General features: G+C 45.7%; 11 protein-coding genes. 10 read left to right on the forward strand and 1 reads right to left on the reverse strand.

The window, feature by feature from the left end:
* Positions 1-790 (reverse strand): transposase (locus C6P11_RS02895; RefSeq protein ID WP_167849517.1); only part of this gene is annotated, 790 nt, incomplete at its 3' end.
* Between the two features lie 397 nt (positions 791-1,187).
* On the opposite strand from C6P11_RS02895, the gene C6P11_RS02900 reads away from it, so the two are divergent.
* The 10 genes from C6P11_RS02900 (at position 1,188) to C6P11_RS02945 (ending at position 22,404) form a co-directional block, all read left to right on the forward strand.
* Positions 1,188-5,405 (forward strand): hypothetical protein, encoded by a 4,218-nt coding sequence (locus tag C6P11_RS02900; protein ID WP_135518444.1) that lies wholly within the window; start codon positions 1,188-1,190, stop codon positions 5,403-5,405.
* A 27-nt stretch (positions 5,406-5,432) separates the two neighbouring features.
* Positions 5,433-14,096, forward strand: coding sequence for a mucin-binding protein (locus C6P11_RS02905; RefSeq protein ID WP_135518446.1), 8,664 nt, complete (start codon positions 5,433-5,435; stop codon positions 14,094-14,096).
* On the forward strand, positions 14,093-15,337 hold the full coding sequence (locus C6P11_RS02910; RefSeq protein ID WP_135518448.1) for a mucin-binding protein: 1,245 nt from the start codon (positions 14,093-14,095) through the stop codon (positions 15,335-15,337). The genes C6P11_RS02905 and C6P11_RS02910 overlap by 4 nt, the downstream gene beginning before the upstream one ends.
* 153 nt (positions 15,338-15,490) lie before the next feature.
* Positions 15,491-16,540: a WxL protein peptidoglycan domain-containing protein gene (locus C6P11_RS02915; RefSeq protein WP_135518450.1), complete on the forward strand. Its 1,050-nt coding sequence runs from the start codon at positions 15,491-15,493 to the stop codon at positions 16,538-16,540.
* Positions 16,541-16,622: 82 nt separating this feature from the next.
* Positions 16,623-17,174, forward strand: a complete 552-nt coding sequence (gene ntdP / locus C6P11_RS02920) for a nucleoside tri-diphosphate phosphatase (RefSeq protein ID WP_003609221.1) — start codon at positions 16,623-16,625, stop codon at positions 17,172-17,174.
* A 94-nt stretch (positions 17,175-17,268) separates the two neighbouring features.
* Complete coding sequence (locus C6P11_RS02925) at positions 17,269-18,090, forward strand: hypothetical protein (protein ID WP_135518452.1); 822 nt, start codon at positions 17,269-17,271, stop codon at positions 18,088-18,090.
* 118 nt (positions 18,091-18,208) lie between these two features.
* Entirely contained in the window at positions 18,209-19,786 is a 1,578-nt protein-coding gene (locus tag C6P11_RS02930; protein ID WP_432430731.1) for a peptide chain release factor 3, read from the forward strand.
* The gene (locus C6P11_RS02935; protein WP_003609213.1) at positions 19,783-19,992 is read left to right on the forward strand and encodes a hypothetical protein; all 210 of its coding nucleotides are present in this window, start codon (positions 19,783-19,785) and stop codon (positions 19,990-19,992) included. Before C6P11_RS02930 ends, C6P11_RS02935 begins: the two co-directional genes overlap by 4 nt.
* Positions 19,993-20,108: 116 nt before the next feature.
* Positions 20,109-20,552: a YueI family protein gene (locus C6P11_RS02940; protein ID WP_135518456.1), complete on the forward strand. Its 444-nt coding sequence runs from the start codon at positions 20,109-20,111 to the stop codon at positions 20,550-20,552.
* A gap of 22 nt (positions 20,553-20,574) precedes the next feature.
* Entirely contained in the window at positions 20,575-22,404 is a 1,830-nt protein-coding gene (locus C6P11_RS02945) for a helix-turn-helix domain-containing protein (RefSeq protein ID WP_135518458.1), read from the forward strand.
* The last annotated feature ends 3 nt before the right edge of the window (positions 22,405-22,407 follow it).

A 22,407-nucleotide genomic window follows, 5' to 3' on the forward strand; every position in this document is an offset into this window, starting at 1 on the left:
GATTGTCGAGATTAACATATCGTCCATCAAGTGCCATACGCTTCAATCGGGGATTTGACTTCAATCGGATGGTATAAAAAATATTGTTGCCTTCTAACGTTTCCATCAAGTCTGGCGTGGCGAAGCCACTGTCACCACGCAAAATAATTGTCTGATGTTGAGCGGACAGACTAGTTGACAGATACCCTTGCACAAATTCAGTTGCGCCATTACCGGTATAGGTATTGCCACTTCGCAACGATACCTGACGCACGGTTCCAGTTAAAGCATCGGTCATGATAAGCGGATGGTAACCGACGTTCAAGTAGTGATAATTAAAACCAATTTTTTCTTGATGACCAAAGGTCTCAAAGTAGGTTGAATCCAAATCTAGCACCAGTTCAGTGTTGGCTGATCTTTCATCAATTAAAGAGACAATACGACGATTTAATTCTTGTAGCTCATCAATGTCTTCGTTCGTGAGATGTGATAGAAATCTGGAAATAGTTGGTTGAGATGCCATGTTTTGCGCATAAACAAGTCGATGTTCGATATCTTGGGTCAAGTAATCTGCAACGTCGTCGTTGCGATAACCTTCGATAACTTGAATGAGCATTTGCAATAACAATTCTACCTTAGCATAGCGTGGATTTTTGCGATTATCGTTGAATTCAACGTTATTAAAGAGCCTGGAAACTACAGGTGAATTCAGAAACATACTAAGCAGCACGTTGCCACCATCCGAGGTAATTGGTGCCCCATTGTCTGAAACTGCAACTAAAGGGTTGCTAGGTAATACTTTTTGAGTCATAATTTTAGACGCTCCAATTTTTGAGTATTTGGTTTGTTTTCCACTAACAAAATATCATAAAAAAGAGCTCCTATGGTTTTCACCCAACGGGTGAAAGCGCAAAACCCGCTGAAACGGTATTAACTTGTCGTTTCAGCGGGTTTTTGTTTGTCTTGATGAATAATCCGGGTATTATTATTTAACAGACGCAATCCAAACGGAAAATGTACACTTCTACACAGTTGATGCTAATGGTGACAAGGTTGCTATTAAGGATGATGTAAAGCTTACGGCTGCGCTGGATGCAGACGGTAAGCCACTGGCTGCTAACGCTGGAAACTCAGATAAGACTATCGATTACAGCAAGATAACGCTTGAAATTCCTGGATATGAAATTATTTCAGATGGAACTAAGTCTGTGACTTCATATAACGATATTGGTGTTCCACCCCAAGTTGATGCGAACAACAAGGTTAAGTACGGTACTGATGGAAAGGCGCTTCAAACTGCTGATACACATCCGGATGAAGTTAACGTTATTTACAAGGCTTTGCCACAAGAAGCTTCAGTTGTCTTCGTTGATCAAAACGGTAAGACAGTTAAGGCAACTTATAACTTGCCTGAAGGCGTTACTGACGGAAAGTTGACAGCTAGTCAATTGCAAGAACTTGTAGATACGACTGTTAAGGGATATCACCTTGTTCAAAATCCTTTGACTGCTGACTTCACATACAGCGCTGATGCTGCCAAGAATGTTTTGACGGTTGTTTACGCACCTGATGAGCAAAAGGCGACAATTAACTTCAACTTGCAAGGTAAGACGGATGCAAAGTTCAACGCTGCGCACCCTTCAATTACCTTGATTGGTACGACTGGCGAAAAGATTGCTAGCGACACGCAATTCGTTCAAGTTAGTGGCAACACGTATCGCGTTGCTACGGCAGATGAACAATCCGACGACAACATGACGTTGGCAAAGTGGGACCAAGCAACGTTTGCTGGTTACACGCGTGTATCTGATGCGTTGCCTACTTTGACGTTTACGTTTGACGGTAATGATAACCACACGTCTGACAACAAGTCAGTTGCGGACAACGATACAACGGCACAAACGTTTAACTTGGGTTACACGGCAAATGCAACGCAAGTTAAGGTCGTGTACCGTGTTATGCAGATGAAGATTGAGTATGACGCCAATGGTAAGGCCTACACGGTTCCTGATTTGGATGCCGATGGTAACTACCAATACCGTACTGTGACGCCTGATGGTGTTGATACATCAGAAACGGGTACTTTTGGTGATTCATACACGGTCGATGTTGCAAATAAGTCATTGCTTAACCAAGGTTATGAGTTTGGTTCTGTTGATTATCAATCAACATCAACAAATGGTAAGGCAATTACAGTTACGAATGCCACGCAAACTGGCATTGACGCTGGAACGGCAAATGACATCACGTACACTTACTTCCCAGATACGTACTACGAAAAGACTGGTAGTCCAAAGGGAACAACAGTTACAAAGTCAATCGTGAACCAACTAGCATTCTCCGAGAATGACTACGCTGATAACGATGCAACGGTTTACGTAACGTACAAGCCTATTCTTTATAACTTTGATATCGTCTATGTTGTTAAGGATGCTGATGGACATGCTACGGGTAGTGGTGTCTTGATTCACGAGGCCGGTATTGCCGGAACGTTCTATTCATATGACACGCCTGTATTGCCACAGCCTGAATATATTATGGACCACGCGGACCAAGCTAACTTGAACGGTCCTTATGGACCACAAGTTAACGGGTTTGGTTTGGGAACGTCTGCTGATGGTGACGAATATGTTGCTATTGCCGACGGAACTAACAGCGACAAGGCCCACTTGATTGTTACGTATACTGCCCAAAAGATGTCTGTTACGGCCAATTATGTATTGGTAGACAAGAATGGAAAGCCGGTTACTGATGAAAACGGTAATAAGGTATTCTTGGCTAACAACGCGGTTTCTCTTGGAAACATTGGAAGTGCGGTTGACTTGGGAACGTTTAAGCAAGTGCAATCAAACGGATCAACTTCAACAGAAAATTTGTCTGTTGATAAGGCTGTCCCAACTATTCCAGGTTACGTTTTGACGAACAAAGATGGTGTTTGGGAATCAGACCCATTGCGTTATAGCGATTTGGACTTGGCTGATGAGTCAGGTAAGCTAATTCCGATTGTTCCTGAATTGAATGCAGATGGCTCATATAAGTTGAGCGCTGATGGTAAGTCAATCTTGGTTAAGACTGGGGATGGCAAGTATGACATCGTCGTTCAAACGGCTGCGCAATACAAGGATTACGTTGAAAATGTTTACAACCAATATGTTGCCGATTACAACAAGCTGGTTGCGGACTACAACGCTAAGCATGCAACTGAAATTGCTGCGGATCCAAGTAAGGAATTGACGGAAAAGACAGCTTGGTTCGCTGGACTTAACGTCGAGGAGCAAATTAACGAAATTTGGGGTCAATCAAACTTGGATGCGGTTGATGCCAAGAACGCTAAGCACCTCTACCAGCCAGCGCAAAACTACGTCACATACCAATACCAATTGGATCCAACGATTACGTACACGTACAAGTCTGGCAATGTAACGTTGTCAGTTGATACGAAGGACAAGACTTTGGATACAACTGGTAAGAAGTTGTTGATGAAGAATGCTGCGGGCGCATTTGTTGCATACGACGGCACGACAAGCACGACGTTGTACTATGACACACCAGACCACAAGGTGGCTTTGGAACACGTAGATCCAACGTACGCTGACGTTGATGAAACGACCGGTGCTTCTAAGGGTGCCGGTGCTTACACGGTTACTGATAACTTGGCAAATGCTGCAGGATACAGTCGTTCAGATAAGCAAGGGGCTATCTTTGACGGAAATGCGTCTGTCACAAATAACGAATTGCCAAACACGAACTTCAACGTAACGTTCACAGCACAAACGCAACAAGTTAATGTCGCGTATGATTTGGCTGAAGCTGACAAGAATAACGCTGCAGCAGTTGCTAAGGTAGCTGATATGCACGGACACACGGTGGCCGTTGCGACTGATACAACGTACAAGGTTGATGCGGATGGTACAAAGGATGCCTTTGGGGATGCTGTTGATACGATTCCAGCTGGATATGTTGTTGGCGCAATCACAGTTAACGGTGTGAAGGTTGCGTCTTATGACAATGCGACCCACAAGTTGATGACCGCTGATGGTAAGTCTGAATTTACGACGATGGACCAATTGGCAGTCGCTAACGATGGCGCAACGGTGAAGAACAATGTGGTTTACACGTTGCAAGCTTTGCCACAAAACTTGAACGTCTCTTACGGTTACACGACGGATACGTTTAAGGATTGGACAGCACCAGCTACGTTGACGGACGATGCGGGACAAGCAGTTACAAATGTTGTGAACGACACGACTTATGTCACTGATCAAACTTACCCAGTTAACGTGCCAGCCATTAAGGGTTACACGGCAACGATTCAACAATTGTCAACGGATGGCAAGAAGGTCTTGAACAGTTGGTCAGCAACACAATTTGCTACCTTGCAAAAGGCCGGTTTGGTTATGGCTGATGGCGGTGCAACCTACAAGGTAACGTACACGCCAATTGCCGATACTGTGCAAGTAACGTACACGAAGCCTGGCGTTTCAGGTGCTTACTTGACGGCTGATACAGTATCAACAGTTGTTGATGCAACATTTGACGTGACTGAAAAGGGACCATTGGCTAGCCAAATCCCTGTAGGTTACCAAGTTGCTTCTGTCTCAATTAACGGTGGTGAGGAAATCGCCATTGATAAGGCAACGAGTGACGACTTCAAGGTGGCTTACCGCGTAGACGCAAATGGCAATGTCATTGCAAACACGGTTGTTTATAACTTGAAGCCATCATTGAAACACTTGAAGGTGACTTACGCCTTCGCATCAAATGGTGGTACAAACAAGTTGCCTGCTACGGTTGATGATTTGAAGTACTCAACGGGTGAGGACTTCAACTTGACCACGGCTGGTTACGTGCCAACAATTCCTGGTTACACAGCTTCTGTTAAGGATTCAGCTGGTAACACGATTGACTTCGCAAACGATGTGCAAATGTCTTCAACTGGTTTGACGTTGAATGTGACGTACACACCAAAGAAGCAAACCGTTGCTGTTAATTACGACACGACAAACTTGTCAGATACGCAAAAGGATGCTGTCAACACGGCGTACAACACAACAGCGTTGGTAAACGGTTCAATTACGGGGAAGACAGATGACAAGTACGCTGATGTAGCGTCAGGTGTGCCATCATTCGATTACACAACAGTTAAGGCTGTACCTGGTTACACGTTTACGGTTGTTGATGCAGCTGGTAAGGCAGTTGTCACTGACAGTAAGACAGACTTTAAGTTCACGTCATTGACGGATACGTTGGCAGTAAATGCTGATGGGAAGTTGAAGAACGGTGCTTATACAGTGACGTACACACCTGTTCAACAAAAGTTGCAAGTGAACTTTACGTATGACACGAGCAAGGGTGAAACGCCACGCGCTGTGTCAGCAGATAAGTTGGCAACTTACAACGTAATTGAGCAAGATGCGACGACCTAAACTGGTGATAACACGGCAGACAATATCGTGACCCAAATCAAGAAGTTGTTGACGGAAACGAACAACATGCCTGGTTACTCATACACAATCAAGGTTACAAGCGGTACTGATGTCGCAAACTACCAAGATGTGAGTGAGTTGACGGATGCTGAAATGACAGCCACCGGACAAACGGTTGAAGTTGTCTTTGCTCCTGATCCACAAAAGTTGGTCATCAAGTACAACTTGCTTGATAACGGCAAGACGTCAACGATGACGGTTGGTAATGTGCCGAACTTGCCAACACAATTTACGGATGGCTTCTCAGATACGACGATTAACTATGTTAAGAACCAATTGACGGATGCCGACTTGAAGGTACCTGGTTACACTTACACCATTCAAATTGTAGATAAGGTATACGCAACGTTCTCTGATGCGCCAGTCTACAAGACGATTGCTGAAGCTGCGGCTGTGATGGCTCTATACGACCACGATGATGATTTCGACCAACAAATCATTGTGACGTACACGAAGTCAACAAACCAAAAGGCACGTTTGACTGGTTTGGTTGACGATAACGGTCATGCTAAGGCTGATATTTTGGGTGATGGCGGTCACGGTGTAACTGGTGAACAAATTAAGTTTGCTGGTATTACGGATGCTGACTTGCAACGTAAGGGTTACACGGCTGTCCTTGTGCAAAAGGTTGGCAACGTTGAGACGCCATATGCAAACTTGAATAGTTTGCCAACTTACACGGCGGATGATGACGACGAACAAATCTTTACGGTTGAATACACGCCAAAGGCTCAAAATGTACCAGTTGTAACGGAAGGTTTGCCAAACAACTTGATGCCATCAGTACCTGGATTATCAGGTGTAACGGATGGTGATTATGTTTTGCCAGATGCTGAACAATTGGCTGCATTGACTGTTGCTGGATATCACATTACGGGCTACAAGTTAGTCGGTGCAAATGGTGATGAGACGATTAAGTCATTTGATGCCACTGGATTCGCTGGTCAAAAGCTTGCTTTGAACACGAACCCTAAGAGTGATTCAGACTTGAAGTACACACAATTCGTTGTGACGTACGCACCTGATATGCAACAAGCTAAGGTTATCGTGATGGCGAAGGATAACAGTGCAGCTGCAAAGACTTACGAGTCAGAAGCAGGTGTCACTGGCGGTGATATCGTCTTCAAGAATGTTACGGATGCTGATTTGCAAATCCCTGGCTACAGCTATGTTGTAAAGACAAGCGCTGACAAGGATAGTCAATACCAAACGTTGGCCGATGCCGAACAAGCGATGAGCAAGTTCGATAACACAGTCAACGGTACGGCCACGACTGACTCAAATGAGCAAACGTATACGGTAACGTACACGCCACTTGATCAATCAATCAACATCGTTGCGCAAGGTTTGCCAACTGCAAAGACTTGGCCAACCAAGGCGTTGACTGGTGTGACTGATGGTCAATACGTTGGTGTGCCAACGGCTGATGCCTTGCATGTTGATGGTTACGATTACAAGATTTACCCAGTTGGTGATCACACCAAGGATGTTTCCTTGGCTGATTTGACGGCTGGCAAATTCACGATGAACGGCGACAAGCTTGCGGTTTCTGGTTACGATGTCGTTTACACGGCGAAGGATGCAACGGCTCAAATTAAGTACGTATTTGATGGAACTGCAAAGCCTTCAGATGCAACAAAGGCCAAGCTACCAGCAAATGGCACGATTGCGGGTAAGACGGATGGTGCCTACCCAGACACGAAGATTGCTGAAATTCCTGGCTACACCGTAGTGGTAACTTGGAACGGAACAGCAACGGGTTCATATGTTGGTAAGACATGGTCTGGTACGTTTACGGCTGCCGATAATGCTGGTACGAACTCTGTTTACACAGTTACGTACACACCAACGTTGCAGAACATCAAGGTGAACTACAGTGTTGATACGCAATACACAGCCGATTCATTCACGGTACCATCACAACCGGTAACCCAAATCTCAACGGACTATGGTTACCAAGTGACATCAATTTCAACGCCAGGTTATGCTATCGAATCTGTTATGGGGAAGGCGGTTTCTACTGCGCTACCAAAGAGTGCCGATGGTAACTACTATGTGTTGGATGAGAATACGTTGATCAGCTTGGACTTGAAGAACGTAACGTTCACAGGCGAAGCGACAATCGACAATAAGTACCGCGATGACAAGACAAATCAAATTAATTACGCGATTGTCTTGGTACCAACGCAACAACAAGCTGACGTTACTTACCACTTTGCAAACAGCAACCCTAACGAGGCAGCTGTTGCGAAGGTGACGGAAGTTGGTAAGGCGAAGGATGCGACAACGTTTACAAACAACCAAACGGTTTACACAGATCACGATTACAACATCACGGTGCCAAAGATTGATGGTTACGATGTGACGATTGTTGAAAATGTGACAAGCAAGTCAATTGTGACTGAAAAGCCAACGAAGCTTGCTGCTAACCAAACGGTTGTTGACAATGCTGATGGTACGTACACGGTTTTGACAACGACGAAGGATGTTAAGGGTGCTTACACACTTGATAACACAACGTTGTCAGCAACAATGCACGCGGCTGATGCAAGTTACGTTGTCACGTACACGCCAACGACTCAAAAGGTTAAGGTGACGTACGACGTTTCAAAGTTGTCTAAGACAGAACAAAAGCTAGTCGATGCACCTGCTGATGGTGCAATCACTGGTGCAACTGATATGGCCTATGCCGACAAGGAAGTTGTTTCTGCAGATGAGACGGTTGATTATACGAAGATTGCCCACAAGACTGGTTACACATACGCATTGATGGCCAACAATGAAGTGGTTAAGGATGCCAAGGGTAACCCAATTACGGGTATGACGACGGACTTCGATTTGAACGATTTGCCAGGAACAATGACGTTAACGGATGGTACGTTGACTGTGCCAGAATTTACGGTTGTTTACACGGCTGATAAGCAAGATCAAATCGTCACGATTGATTATGCTGATGTGCCAGTGTTGAACAAGGATTCAGTGGTGTTGACGAACCATGCCAACTCAAGCGATGAACTTGCGCAAATTGATTTGAGCAAGTATGTCGTGGACGGTTATGACATGTACGTTGATGGCGAGCTAGTTGCTGACCAAGTAAAGCCAAGTATTGTTGCTGAAACAGCGGATACGAACGACTTGACTGACGGTAAGGATGCAACGCCACAAACACACAAGGTGACATTTGTTGCTAAGGCTGTTCAAAAGGCGACATTGAAGTATGCTAACTATCCAAAGTCAGCTGGTACGAAGGCTGATGTTGTTATCGACGATGGTGTTTCTGATACCGACATCAAGTTTAATGTAACGGCGGATGACTTGGCAGTGCCTGGTTATTCATATGTTATTACGCGTTTGTTAGATGATGGCAAAGTGAAGCTTGATAGCGAAGGTCACGTGATTGACGAACAAACGTCGGACGCTGAAAACCCTATCAAGGCAACGTTTACACGTGATACGTCTGATAACCAAACGTATGTTGTAACGTACACGGCTTTGAAGCAACCGGTGACTGTTCAAGTTGTTGATGATGATAACAGCGGAGCTCAAATCGACTTGGCTGCTGTAAAGGATGCTGATAAGGCTTGGGATTCAGACACTGATGCACCATTGACGTACACGACGGATCAAGCAACGGCTTTGCTCAAGCAATTGAACAAGGGTACGGACTTGACCGTGGCTAAGATTGACGGTGCTGATGTTGATACTAAGGTTGGCGCAAACGTGATTACAATTCACGTTAAGCACGCAACTAAGGCAATTAGCCAAACGGTGACGATGGATACGTCAGCTGTATATGGTAAGAACGGTTTGGCAACTGATGGTCAGTCAGTTGGCACAGTTAAGTCACAAACAGCAACGTTGACAGGTACCGAAGACCTTTACACGGGCGAAGTAATCGCATGGGATAACCCATCAGTGACGTTGACGGTAGATGTGCCAGCTAAGGCCGGTTACACGCCAGGTTTGACGACGCCAGATGGTGCAACGTTGACTGGTGAAACAGTGACGTTGACGAAGGACTTCCCAGCGAATGTTGATTTTGCAACGTTGGATACGACATTCAACCCAGTTGTGACTTACACGGCTGATAAGAAGTCTTCAACGGTTTCATTTGTTGATGAAACACAACCTGGTACGACATTTGCAGACATGACGAAGAACCAAATGGCTTTGCCAGATGGTGTAACGGACGCGAAGATTAACTTCAAGTCTGTGACGGATATGATTGCTGATTTGGAGGCAAAGGGCTATGTTGTTGATACAACAAAGACGACTTTGCCAACGGATGCCACATTTAATGCCGATAACAACGACAACCAATTTACGGTTTACTTGAAGCACGACATTAAGGCAGCGATCGATGCGCCAGAAACAGTTACGGGAACAATCACGTACACTGGTGCAACGCAAAATCCAGCGCCAGTAACGCAAACTGGAACGGTAACACGTCATTACAGTGTTGACGCGGTGACTGGTGAAGAAATTACATCAGGCACGAATTATGCAGATCCAACTAAGTTCAAGGCATCAACATACCAAGATGCAACTGGTGATATTGACTCAGTTAATGCGACTGGTACGGTTGTGACATTTAAGACGGTGGCAACGCCTGCTTATGATGCTGCAACAAAGACGCACGATGAACTAAAGGGTTATGCCGTTAACACGCCAGAAGTGACAATGACGACTAGCTTGGGAACTGATGGTAAGTTTGAATCAACTTACACGGCAGTACCACAAGATGCCTTGGTAAACTTCGTTGACGTGACGGATGGCGGTAAGTCAATTGCTGGATTGAACATTTGGGGTACGACCAATGGTGGTGCCATCAAGTGGGAAGGAACTGAGGAACAAACTGAGTTCGGCGTAGCAATTGCACCTGAACAACTAAAGACAGTCGCTGATATTGTGAAGTCTTTGGAGGCCAAGGGTTATGTTGTTGTTACGAACCCAGTTGGTGCTGATGGTACGGCTAGCGATAAGTCAGGCGTCATCCAATGGGATAACGATCCTGACGCTAAGCAAAGTATCACAGTGACATTGAAGCACGGGGTGACGAAGAAGTCTGAGTCAAAGACCGTTACGGAGGCGGTTCACTACACTGGTTACACAGGTAGTGACGATGCAACCAAGGCCAAGTTGGCTGACGTTGTAAAGGATGCCGACGTAACGCGTACGTTCTATGTTGATAATGTCACGAATGAAGAAGTGACGGCATCAACAAAGGGATTGACGCTTGGTGACTATGGCAAGGATGCTGATGCACCGGTCTTCACGCTTAAGAGTGATGACGCAACGGCTTCAGTTGATGCAACGACTGGTACGGTAACATTTACGACAGTGACGTCACCAGATGTTGAAGGTTACGATGTTGATAAGGCAGCTGTGACAACAACTGCTAAGTATGGTGAAAACCCTACTGCAACGACAGTAACTTACACACCAGAAGTTGCGACGGCTGGCATCACGTTCATCGATGATGTCACTGGTCAACCAATTCACAACGATGTTATTACGGGTCAAACTGATGCCAAGATGACGTATGACGTTGCGGAAGCGTTGAAGAAGTTGAACGAAGATCCAAAGTTTAGTAATGGATTGACGATTGTATCTGATAACTTTACAGGTACGGACGCTGTCTTTGATAATCAAACGGATACAGCAACGGTCACATCACAAAACTTTGTGGTTCACGTAAAGCACGTCACGGAACGTCACAAGGAAACGGTGACGACAACCAACAAGGTGAAGATTGTGACGAAGGTCGGGGATGATGTAACGACAACTGACGGTACGCCGGTAACGGGTACAATCACGCGTGAGTACACATACGACCCTGTAACGAAGACTGAAATTCCAACTGAAAATGTGGGAAACAGCACTTACTACACGACGCCGGATGGCCCAACTTACACAGTTTCAGACGGTAAGACGGATGTTCACGTTGATCAAACTGGTAAGGTAACATTCGATGTGCCATCAGATGACAAGCCTGGTTATACCAAGACTGTTCAAAACGATGGCGCAACTTATGACAACCCTGATGGTGAGACGACAATTACGTACACGGCTAACCCAGCTAATGCAACGGTAACGTTGATTGATGATGTTACTGGTAAGGTGCTTGGTACTGTGACGTTGACTGGTGTCACGGATCAAGTGGTTGATTTTGCAACGGCTGATAAGGCAGTTGCTGATCAAGAAGCGGCCGGTTACCACGTTGTGAATAACCAATACGATGCTGCTAAGGCATCAGGCGAAAAGTTTGATGTGAATGCAGATACAGATGGTGCAACACAACACTGGACGGTTCACTTCAACCACAAGACGACGAAGCAAGAGTCAACGACGCCAGTTAAGAAGACGACGACATTTGTTGTTGACGGTACAACTGGTGCGCATGACCCAATCACACAAACTGGAGAAGTAACAAAGCACTATCCAGGGGATGCGACGAAGAAAGGTGACGATGCAAAGACGCCAATCGATCCAACTGATACAACGGACTTTACGAACGAAACTGGTGACGGTTACCCCGATAAGCCAACATACACGTCAGACAACACAACGCCTGATGGTACACCAGGTTTGACGGGTGTTACGCCTCAAGGTGATCCAATCTTTGATGACGTGACGTATCCAAACGTGCCAGGTTACACACCAAGTGAGCCGGTAACGGACGCTGATGGTAACCAAGTAGTGACGTATAAGCCAATGACGCAAACAGCTAAGGTTGTCTACAAGGACAAGCTAACTGATACGGTATTGCACACGGATACGCCAAGTGGTTTGACAGATCGTACGATTGATTACAGTACGGCGGATGAAATCGCTGACTTGGTAAAGGCTGGTTACGCACTTGTGTCTGATGGATTCAAGCCAGGTGCAACATACAAGCCTTCTGATAACACGTTCTATGTCATCTTGAACCACGCTGTTGAGCCGGGAACAGAGACTGAGACGGTTACAAAGAAGATTACGTATGTTGTTGATGGTGGTGATCCATCAAAGGCACCAGCACCAGTTGACCAAACGGTTACGGTTGAACGTAAGTTTGCGGTTGATAAGGTGACGGGTCACGAAATTCCTGATGGTGACGTGACAAGTGATAACTACACTGGTGGTTTCCCTGACTCATACAAGACGACGGGTGACGACAATGATGGGGATGTTGTGAACGATAAGACTGGTGACGTCACATTCAACGATGTAACGACGCCAGAAATTCCAGGGTACACGGCGAAGGTAACGACGCCAGCGGCACCAGGAAGCTTTGCTCACAACGATGTCACTGAAGTGGTGACGTACACACCAAATGACCAAACGGTTAAGGTACACTACGACAACACGAATTTGACGCCAAACCAACAAAACAGTGTGCCAAATGGTGATTCTGACTTCACAATGACGGGTAAGACTGACACGCCATACGATACAGCTACTGTAACGGGTGGACCAACGACGGTACCTGCCGTACCTGGTTACACATTTACGGTAACGTCAAATGGCAAGACAATCTTCACGTCAGATGATGATAACCCAACGTACGACTTCAAGACGGTTACAGATGGTCACAACTTCACAGTTACTGACACTGGTTTGACGGACGGTGATTACACAATCACGTACGCACCAAAGACAGTTACTGGACAAGTTGTTATCATCGACGATGCAACAGGCAAGCCAGTTCAAACGGATGAGTTGACTGGTAAGACAGATGCGGATGTTGTTTACGATTCAGCAGCAACAATCAAGAACTTTACGGATAAGGGCTATGTCCTTGTCTCAAACGACTTGAGCGATGCCAAGACGTACAACGCTGATGATACGAAGAACCACTTCGAAATCCACTTGAAGCACGATACGGCTGATGGTACTGGTACACCAACAACGACGGTTCGTCACACGACGATTAAGACGCCAGATGGCAAGACGACAACGGTTGAACAAGTTGTTGAAGTCACGCCACACTATAGCGTTGATCGTGTTACTGGCGAACGCGTACCTGATGATGATTTGAACGACAAGACGAAGTACGACAATACGGAAACGCCTTGGTTCGAGAAGAACGATAAGACATCAGATGGCACGGTTGGTGTAACTGACTTCGATAAGAACACAGGCACGCCAACGTTCGGCGATGTTGATGTACCAAATGTGCCAGGTTACACAGTCGTTCGTACGCCAAATGATCCAGCAAAGCCAAACGGTGACCAAACGGTAACGTACACGGCTAACGATGCGAAGGCTCGAGTTGTCTATGTAGACGATACGACTAACGCAACGTTGCGTACGGATGATTTGGATGGTGTTACGGATGCAGAAATTGATTACAACAGTGATGATGTAATCAAGGATTATGAATCAAAGGGCTATGTACTGGTTTCAGATGGCTTTGCCGAAGGAACACAATACGATGCAACTGATGATTCAGAAGCTGACTCTCAAGTATTCGTTGTTCACTTGAAGCACGATACGCAAGACGATACTGGTACGCCAAGGATGACAGTTCGCCACACAACAATTACAACGCCAGATGGCAAGACGACGACGGTTGAACAAGTCGTTGAAGTTACGCCACACTACAGTGTTGATAAGGTGACGGTGAACGCGTACCTGATGATGATTTGAACGACAAGACGAAGTACGACAACACGGAAACGCCTTGGTTCGAAGAACACGACAAGACATCAGATGGTACGACTGGCGTGACTGGATTCGATAAGAACACAGGCACACCAACGTTCGGCGATGTTGACGTGCCAAATGTACCGGGTTACACACCAGTTCGTACGAACGAGCCAAATGGCGATCAAACGGTAACGTATGTTGCTAATGACGTCACTGGTAAGGTCGTCGTGATTGATGATGTCACAGGTGCAACGCTTCAAACGGATGACTTGGCAGGTAAGACGGATGCCAATGTTGATTACGATTCAGCAGCAACAATCAAGCACTTTACGGATATGGGTTATGTCCTTGTCTCAAATGACTTGAGCGATGCTAAGACGTACAACGTTGACGATGCCAAGAATGTCTTTGAAATCCACTTGAAGCACGACACGATGGACGGTACTGGTACACCAACAACGGTTGTTCGTCACACGACAATCAAGACGCCAGATGGTAAGACGGTAACGGTTGAACAAATCGTTGAAGTTACACCACACTTTAGCGTTGATAAGGTGACGGGCGAACGTGTGCCTGATGATCAACTTGGTGATGACACGAAGTATGCCAACACGGAAACGCCTTGGTTCGAGTCACATGACAAGACGACCACAGACATCACGGGTATGACTGGCTTCGATGAGAAGACCGGCACACCAACGTTTGGAGAAGTTGCAGTTCCTAACATTCCAGGTTACAAGATGGTTCGTACAAATGAGCCAAACGGTGATCAGGTTGTGACGTTTACGCCAGATGGTAGCGCAGTAGTTGAGACGCCTAATAACGTCCAACCAAATGCTACGACGGTGGTGAACCAACCAGTTGCGACGGTGGCAACACCACAAGCATCTGTTGCTGGTGCACCTCGCGTGACACCAATGAATAATGTTGTGGCTGGTACGCCAGCACCAACAACGACGAATGTGGTTGATGTTGAGTTGCCAACGTTTGTTGAGGCGGTTGATAATACGCCAGTTGTTAATAAGGATAGCTTGTGGATTCACGAGATTCCTGATGACAAGGATGGCGATATTGCGAACTTGAATTCATTGAATGACATGTCATGGCGTACATCTGATCCATACTTGGTAGCCATGCTGATTGCAGCATTGGCTGCGGCTGGTATGTTCGGTGCGTTGCTAGCATTCTACCGTCGTCGCGAAGCAGTTGAGCGTAAGCTTGCTGACCGCCGCGAAGACTAGAGAGCGCTAGTGGTAAGGTAAATGAAAGGCCCCAACTGACCATAACGTCGGTTGGGGCCTTTTCATTGTGAAAAGTTACGCATAATGTACGAATTTACTGTATAATTGTAAGTGTAAAAGTGGGTAGTTGCGCGTTTGATAGGGAAGAGAAGAATGATTAGCAAAAAAGTTTTAAGTGCCCTTGTAAGCGGACTTGGATTATTAATGGGACTACAGACGATTGTTCATGCGGATATAGCCGATTATGAGGTACACGCCTTGATTCCAAGTACCCAGATTGTGGGAAATCACACAGAGGCATTCGACATGGTATTGGCGTCCGGCCAGCACCAAGAAATGACATTTGTCATTACAAATCATACTGATAAGGATATTGAATTTGATATCAGTAAGGGAACCGCTAAGACAACCGTGAAGGGTGCGGTTAATTACACGGCGGCGAACACAACGTTCGATGCGTCTTTGCCAGAACAAATTGGCGAAGATATGCAAATTCCAAGCACGGTGACGGCAAAATCCAACGCTGACACTGACTTTAACGTCCAATTGACGGCCCCAGCAAAGGCTTGGTCAGGTTTGTTGGCCGGTGGTATTAAGATTGCGCCACGTGGTGATGTCGCTGTGAAGAAGGTCAATCAAAGTGATCGCCAAGGAATCACGACGGTTGATAAAACCATTGGTGTGTTTATTCGAAATCAAGAGGCATTGCCAACTGCTAAGCCACAGTTTGAGTCAGCTAAGCTTGAGCGTATTAATAACAAGCCAGCCTTTGGGGTTGTGATTCGCAATCCAAATGGTAATTTCGTCAACACGATGCGTTTGACGTCTGAAGTTATCGATAAGTCGGGCAAGATTGTATTGTACGATGATCGTATGGGTCTAACGATGGCGCCATACTCAAACATGACGTGGCCAATTAACCTGAAGAAGGAAGGTTTGCCATCTGGCAAGTATACCGTTAAGGTTACGGCGCGTTGGATTCGCGACAGTGCCACTGGCGATTACGTTGATAAGGTTAGTGACAAGCGTGAGTACGTGAAGCACTGGCAAACAAAGGTTAACGTTAAAGCGAACGAGACAACGGTTAAGCAACAAAAGAAGTGGTCATGGTTAGACACACTATTGGCGATTGTGGTGGCAATTTTTGTTATCGGGATTATTGTGTTGCTAGTTAAGTTTGCTGGCCTTAAGAAGTATCGTTAGAAATCACCGTTTCGCTTCATTGTTTCGCGTGATACAATGAAAAAGAATAAATTTGGTGAAAGGCCGTAAAAAGGGCTCAAAAATGAAAGATAGTCGACTCCCACGGGAAGGCGATTTTATTACGATTAAGAGCTACAAGCACGACGGCAGTTTGCACCGAACTTGGCGTGATACGATGGTGCTAAAAACGAGTGAAAATGCCATCATTGGGCTGAATGATCACACATTGGTGACTGAAGATGACGGTCGTCGTTGGGTGACACGTGAGCCAGCGATTGTTTATTTTCACCGTAAGTATTGGTTCAACATCGTCGCGATGATACGAGATAATGGGGTGTCTTATTACTGTAATTTAGCTTCTCCATTTGTTTTAGATAAAGAAGCCTTGAAGTATGTGGACTACGATTTGGATGTGAAGGTTTTTCCAGATGGTGAGAAGCGACTTCTTGATACGGACGAATATGAGTTACACAAAGCACAATGGCAATACCCAGCAGACATTGATTTTATCGTAAAGGAGCATGTCAAAATCCTAGTTGATTGGATCAATAAGCATCAGGGCCCATTTTCGGACGAGTACATCGACTTGTGGTATCGCAGATACTTGGAAATCAAGCGTCGCAGTGATCGTTAGTCGCAATATGTTTTTGAAAAGCAATGTCACTTGGACTATCCAGGGACATTGCTTTTCCTTTATAATGGACCTAATAGCGTAATAGGGGAATAAAATGAAAAAGAAGATTATTATCGTCATTGTATTAATCGTGGCGTTTGCGGCCGGTGTATTCGGCTACCAAACGTTTAACAAGGGTAAGGGGTACGAAGTCAACATTCGTAATGCCCACGCTGCGTTGAATGAACAGGATTGGGAGTCAGCGAAGACGTATTATCAAGCTGCCCAAAAGGACAAAGTTTCTGTTGAAGGACGTACGGCGCTTGAACAATTGAAGATTGCGATTTCAGCCCAAAAGAAGGCTGATAAGCATGACTGGCATGAGGCGTTGTCATTGTACAAGTCAGCTACAGCGGTTGATGATGCGGTTGGTATTGTGAACAAGAACATTAAGGTTGCGATGAACCAAGTGAAGGCGACCCGCGCGTCAATCAAGGAATCATCAATTTCAGCCAAGAAGGCAGCGTCATCATCAAAGGCGGCTTCTGAATCCTTGAAGGCCGCTTCAGTGTCTGCTTCGATGGCATCAGCTTCATCAAAGGCAGCGTCGATTGCAGCTTCACAATCAATTGCAGCTTCATCGTCAAAGACGGAATCATACGCCTCATCAGTTGCAGCTGCTAGTTCAGCCGCCGCTTCATCACAAGCAGAAGCCGAAAAGAACGCAGAATCACAACAATCCGTTGATGTTCCTGGTGATCGTCCAATGGATTCAGCAGACGTCGCCGCGGCCCGTAGTCAATGGGCTGGTTTGGGTTATGATGTAGCCAACGTGTCAGCTGAAGATATGCAAATTGCGATGAATAAAATCATTGATGGTCACGGTGCTTTGTCAATGGAACAAGTCGCCGACCAAATGGGCTGGAAAAAGAAGTAATCAATAAAAATACAATGTATATAAGAACGGTTGTGGTGTTGAATCACAGCCGTTTTTTCGTTATACTAAATTGTTAAGATTTTTAAAGAATCACTAAATAAATTAAGAAATTAAGGCGATAAAAATGGCATCATTACAAGAGGAAATGCAAACGCGCCGCACGTTTGCGATTATTTCCCACCCCGACGCCGGTAAGACGACGATCACTGAGCAATTGTTGAAGCTTGGTGGTGTAGTTCGTGAAGCTGGAACGGTTAAGGGACGTAAGGGAAACTTTGCAAAGTCAGACTGGATGGAAATTGAGCAAAAGCGTGGAATTTCCGTAACATCCTCTGTTTTGCAATTTGATTTTGACGGTAAGCGTATCAATATCTTGGACACCCCAGGACACGAAGACTTCTCTGAAGACACGTACCGTACGTTGATGGCTGTTGACTCAGTTATCATGGTGGTCGACTCTGCAAAGGGTATCGAGCCACAAACAAAGAAGCTGTTCGAAATTGTTAGTGAACGTCACATTCCAATTTTTACATTCTTCAACAAGTTGGACCGTGATGGTCGCGATGCCTTGGACTTGGTTGATGAATTGGAGTCAACGTTGGGAATCAACGCCTACCCAATGAATTGGCCAATTGGATCAGGACAAATTTTGGCTGGGTTGTTTGATTTGTACCACAACAATGTCGAAGTGTTCCGTCCAGAATCAGAAGCTGCTCGTTTCTTGCCTTTGAACGAAGCTGGTACTGATTTGGCAGAACCAAACAAGTTGCAAGACAACCCACTTTGGGCTGAAACACGCGACGAAATCGAAATGTTGAAGGACGCCGGAAACCAATTCGATGAGCAAGCCGTTATGAACGGTGAGTTGACGCCAGTCTTCTTCGGTTCAGCCTTGCAAGGATTCGGAATTGAGACGTTCTTGCAAACGTACATGCAATTCGCACCAGCACCTTCAGCTAAGAACACGGTTGATGGTAACCAAGTTGAACCTGGTAACGAGCAATTCTCAGGATTCGTATTCAAGATTCAAGCGAACATGAACCCTAACCACCGTGACCGTATCGCCTTTGTACGTATCGTATCTGGTGAGTTTGAGCGTGGTATGGATGTCACACTTGCACGAACGAACAAGAAGATTCGTTTGTCTAACGTGACGCAGTTTATGGCTGATACTCGTGAGAACGTTGAGAATGCTTATCCTGGTGATATCATCGGTGTTTATGACACGGGTAACTTCCAAATCGGTGACACGATTTTCGCAGGTAAGAAGGCGGTTGAATTTGAAGAGTTGCCAACGTTTACGCCTGAATTGTTCATGCGTGTTCACGCTAAGAACGTTTTGAAGCAAAAGTCATTCCACAAGGGTGTGACACAATTGGTTCAAGAAGGAACAATTCAAATGTACACGGCCTGGGATTCAGGGGATTACATCCTTGGTGCCGTTGGTGCGTTGCAATTCGAAGTTTTCCAATTCCGTATGGAAAACGAATACAACACGGAAGTTAGTTTGGAGCCAATGGGTTCAAAGATTGCACGCTGGATTAACCCAGAGCAACTTGACCCACGCATGGCTTCATCACGTAATTTGCTAGTACGTGACCGTGCGGAGCAACCAGTATTCTTGTTCGAAAACCAATTCGCAGAACGCTGGTTTAAGGATAAGTACCCAGATGTTGATTTGGAGGAAAAGCTATGACACTTTTGATGCCGATGGCACCGAACACATGGCTAATGGGGTTTGAAATATTTGCGTTGATTTTGATCGTACCAACGGTGGTTTACTTTGCAGGCCACCGCATCTTGCGACCATTCCCAATGTTGTTTAATGCATTGCACTGGATCTTCGGCGCATATATGATGTACGTTTTTGTAGCGGGAATTTCTACACTAATGTTCGGGTAAGAAAGTTACTAAAAAGAGACGAGCTATTGTCGCTCGTCTCTTTTTCTGTTGTTTTCGGGACAATGGCTAGATGTGTTAGAATTAAAGGACTAAAAGAAAGTTGGAGGACAGCCCTCATGCCTGATATGGATCCACACATGCAAGCGGCGGTGTACGGGACGCCACAAATTAACCCTGACGAACGCAACCACTACTTGGGAACGTTCCGCGAGCGCATTTATGCGGCGCAGACTCGCGAAACGTTTGGACAACCAGCCTACATGGCGACATGGGAGAAGCAATTCAAAGCGCACCCAGATGGGACGTTGCTATTGAATGGCCATCTGCCTATGGATGATTTGGAGCCATACATTAAAATGGCCTCAAAGAGCCACGTTGGGTTCACGCTAAAGTCAGACGATGTGTTTGATCGTTCAGATGTGGTGGCTGTCTTTACGGCTAAAGAAGCGGTGAACGTTGACCAAATCGATATCGTGAAGTTGACGGAAACACCTGCAGCAACAACGACGACACCAAGCACGTCTGAAAAGAAGCCTTGGTACAAGAAGCTATTTGGTTAAGCTTTTTGTAGGGAGAGAGTAGATGAGAAGTTTTGGTGAAGTGCTCAATGAGGTTCGACAAGATAAGAATGTCAGTGTGGCACAAATTGAAAAGTTGGGTATCAGTAAATCGCGGTGGTACCGCATTGCCGTGGGTGAGGCAGAGCTATCATTAAAGGAATTAACTGATGTATTGACGCTGTTGACGATGACTTTTTCTGAGTTGGCCCTGGCGGTTGGGACGCCACTGCTTCGACCATATAGTATTGTGTCGTTGTTTTCGATGTCATTGCCTGAACTGGCTGAGGCTGTTGAAAACGAACGGGTCGTGGCAGCGGGTGGACCAGATGATTATGCGTTACTTGCTACAGAAATCGTGCAAGACCTCCGGACAACCGGCAACATTAATTCTGAGTCGGTAGCCAAGCTGACGGCGATGTTGCTAGAGACTGAGAATTATACGTTGATGGAGTTGAACATCGCGGGCTTGTTGGCGGCGCTGTTAGCACCTGCTGATTTTATGGTGGTTTACCAACGTTACGTACGTACGATTACGATGTTTAATACGTACTTGCCAATCGATGTTTGGGGTATTGCGACGCAGATGCATATTCAAGCCATCAAGAAGTTTTTGATGGTACCATCAAATCGCAATCGTGAAAACACACGATTTATTTTGGAAGCTATTATTAATCAACCGACAACGTCTGGCACGGTTGAATTGCTGATGCTAAAGCGGTTAGCGCTGTTTGTTCGAGATGATGAAGCCTTTGAGAGTCCAGTGTTGGACGGGTTGGTTAATAGCGTATTGGAGGCAGCCGAACGTGAACAAGCGCTTACGATTGGACTTGAGCCAAGTGATTTGAACTTGCGTAAAGTATGGGAAGCTTATCGCGCTGAACGTGAGACCTATTGGCAACCAGCCAAGGATGCAAACCATTTTCCAGTCTTTGCCGCTGGAACTGAATTGCCATACTTTAGCCACTTTGGAACCTTATTCCAATGGATTATGGCCGGTAAGAATATTACGGTTGAGCAAATTGAAGCTGTTGGTGTGTCAGCTTACAAACTAAAGCGCGCGTACAAGGACCCTGATTTGCTACATTCTAGTGATTTGGTATGCTTGATGCGTCAGATGCGCTTGATTCCAGCGGATTTAGATGCGTCGATTAGTAGTCAGTTCATTAATACGGAAGCAGACACTTGGGTGCAATACACACCAGAACTAACTGCGCCGGGGATGTATCACGTCATGGCCGAAGTGGCACGGCATAATTACGAGCGCACGAAGAGTCGTCGTGACCTAGAAGTTTCCTTTAGATATCGTGCTATGGATGGCATGGCAAATTATCCGGGTTGGTTGACTTCAGAGGATGCCGTGGCGCTAGGTCATGAAATTATGGATGAGTTGATGGGGCTGGATGTTTGGCACGAACGTGAATTGCGCTTGATTAAGTATGGTATTCTGGGCATTAATTCGGTCGCGGAAACAGAAGTTTGGCAACGACAATTCGAGAATATCTATACGAAGACAAATGCACCATATGCCTTGCTGGATAATATATTAGAAGCACTTGAACTAGCGACTTTCCGTGCAGCGTTACTTGAAAATCGCGAATTGGTTCAATTCTATACAGCATTGTCACGTCAACTTGGTGCACAACAAGTTCGTGATGGTAGTCTAGCGTTGCAATGGCGATGGATTATGCTCGACTTTTTTGAGATTATTTTTGATGATCCGCAACGGGTAATTAAGCTATTGAGTCATTACGTCGTGGATTATCAAACGATGACGGGTGATACCGAAGCGGTTGGACGCTTCCGTACAATTTTGCAAGCCCTAGTGGAGCGTGAAACCCCCAGTCAGGCTTAAACG

The organism is Weissella confusa, from assembly GCF_004766315.1.
GTDB lineage: Bacteria > Bacillota > Bacilli > Lactobacillales > Lactobacillaceae > Weissella > Weissella confusa_A.

Bases quoted from the DNA above. Each gene is read 5' to 3' on its own strand.
- C6P11_RS02915 (WP_135518450.1), top strand. From the start codon at position 15,491: ATGATTAGCAAAAAAGTTTTAAGTGCCCTTGTAAGCGGACTTGGATTA.
- ntdP (WP_003609221.1), top strand. From the start codon at position 16,623: ATGAAAGATAGTCGACTCCCACGGGAAGGCGATTTTATTACGATTAAG.
- C6P11_RS02925 (WP_135518452.1), top strand. From the start codon at position 17,269: ATGAAAAAGAAGATTATTATCGTCATTGTATTAATCGTGGCGTTTGCG.
- C6P11_RS02935 (WP_003609213.1), top strand. From the start codon at position 19,783: ATGACACTTTTGATGCCGATGGCACCGAACACATGGCTAATGGGGTTT.
- C6P11_RS02940 (WP_135518456.1), top strand. From the start codon at position 20,109: ATGCCTGATATGGATCCACACATGCAAGCGGCGGTGTACGGGACGCCA.
- C6P11_RS02945 (WP_135518458.1), top strand. From the start codon at position 20,575: ATGAGAAGTTTTGGTGAAGTGCTCAATGAGGTTCGACAAGATAAGAAT.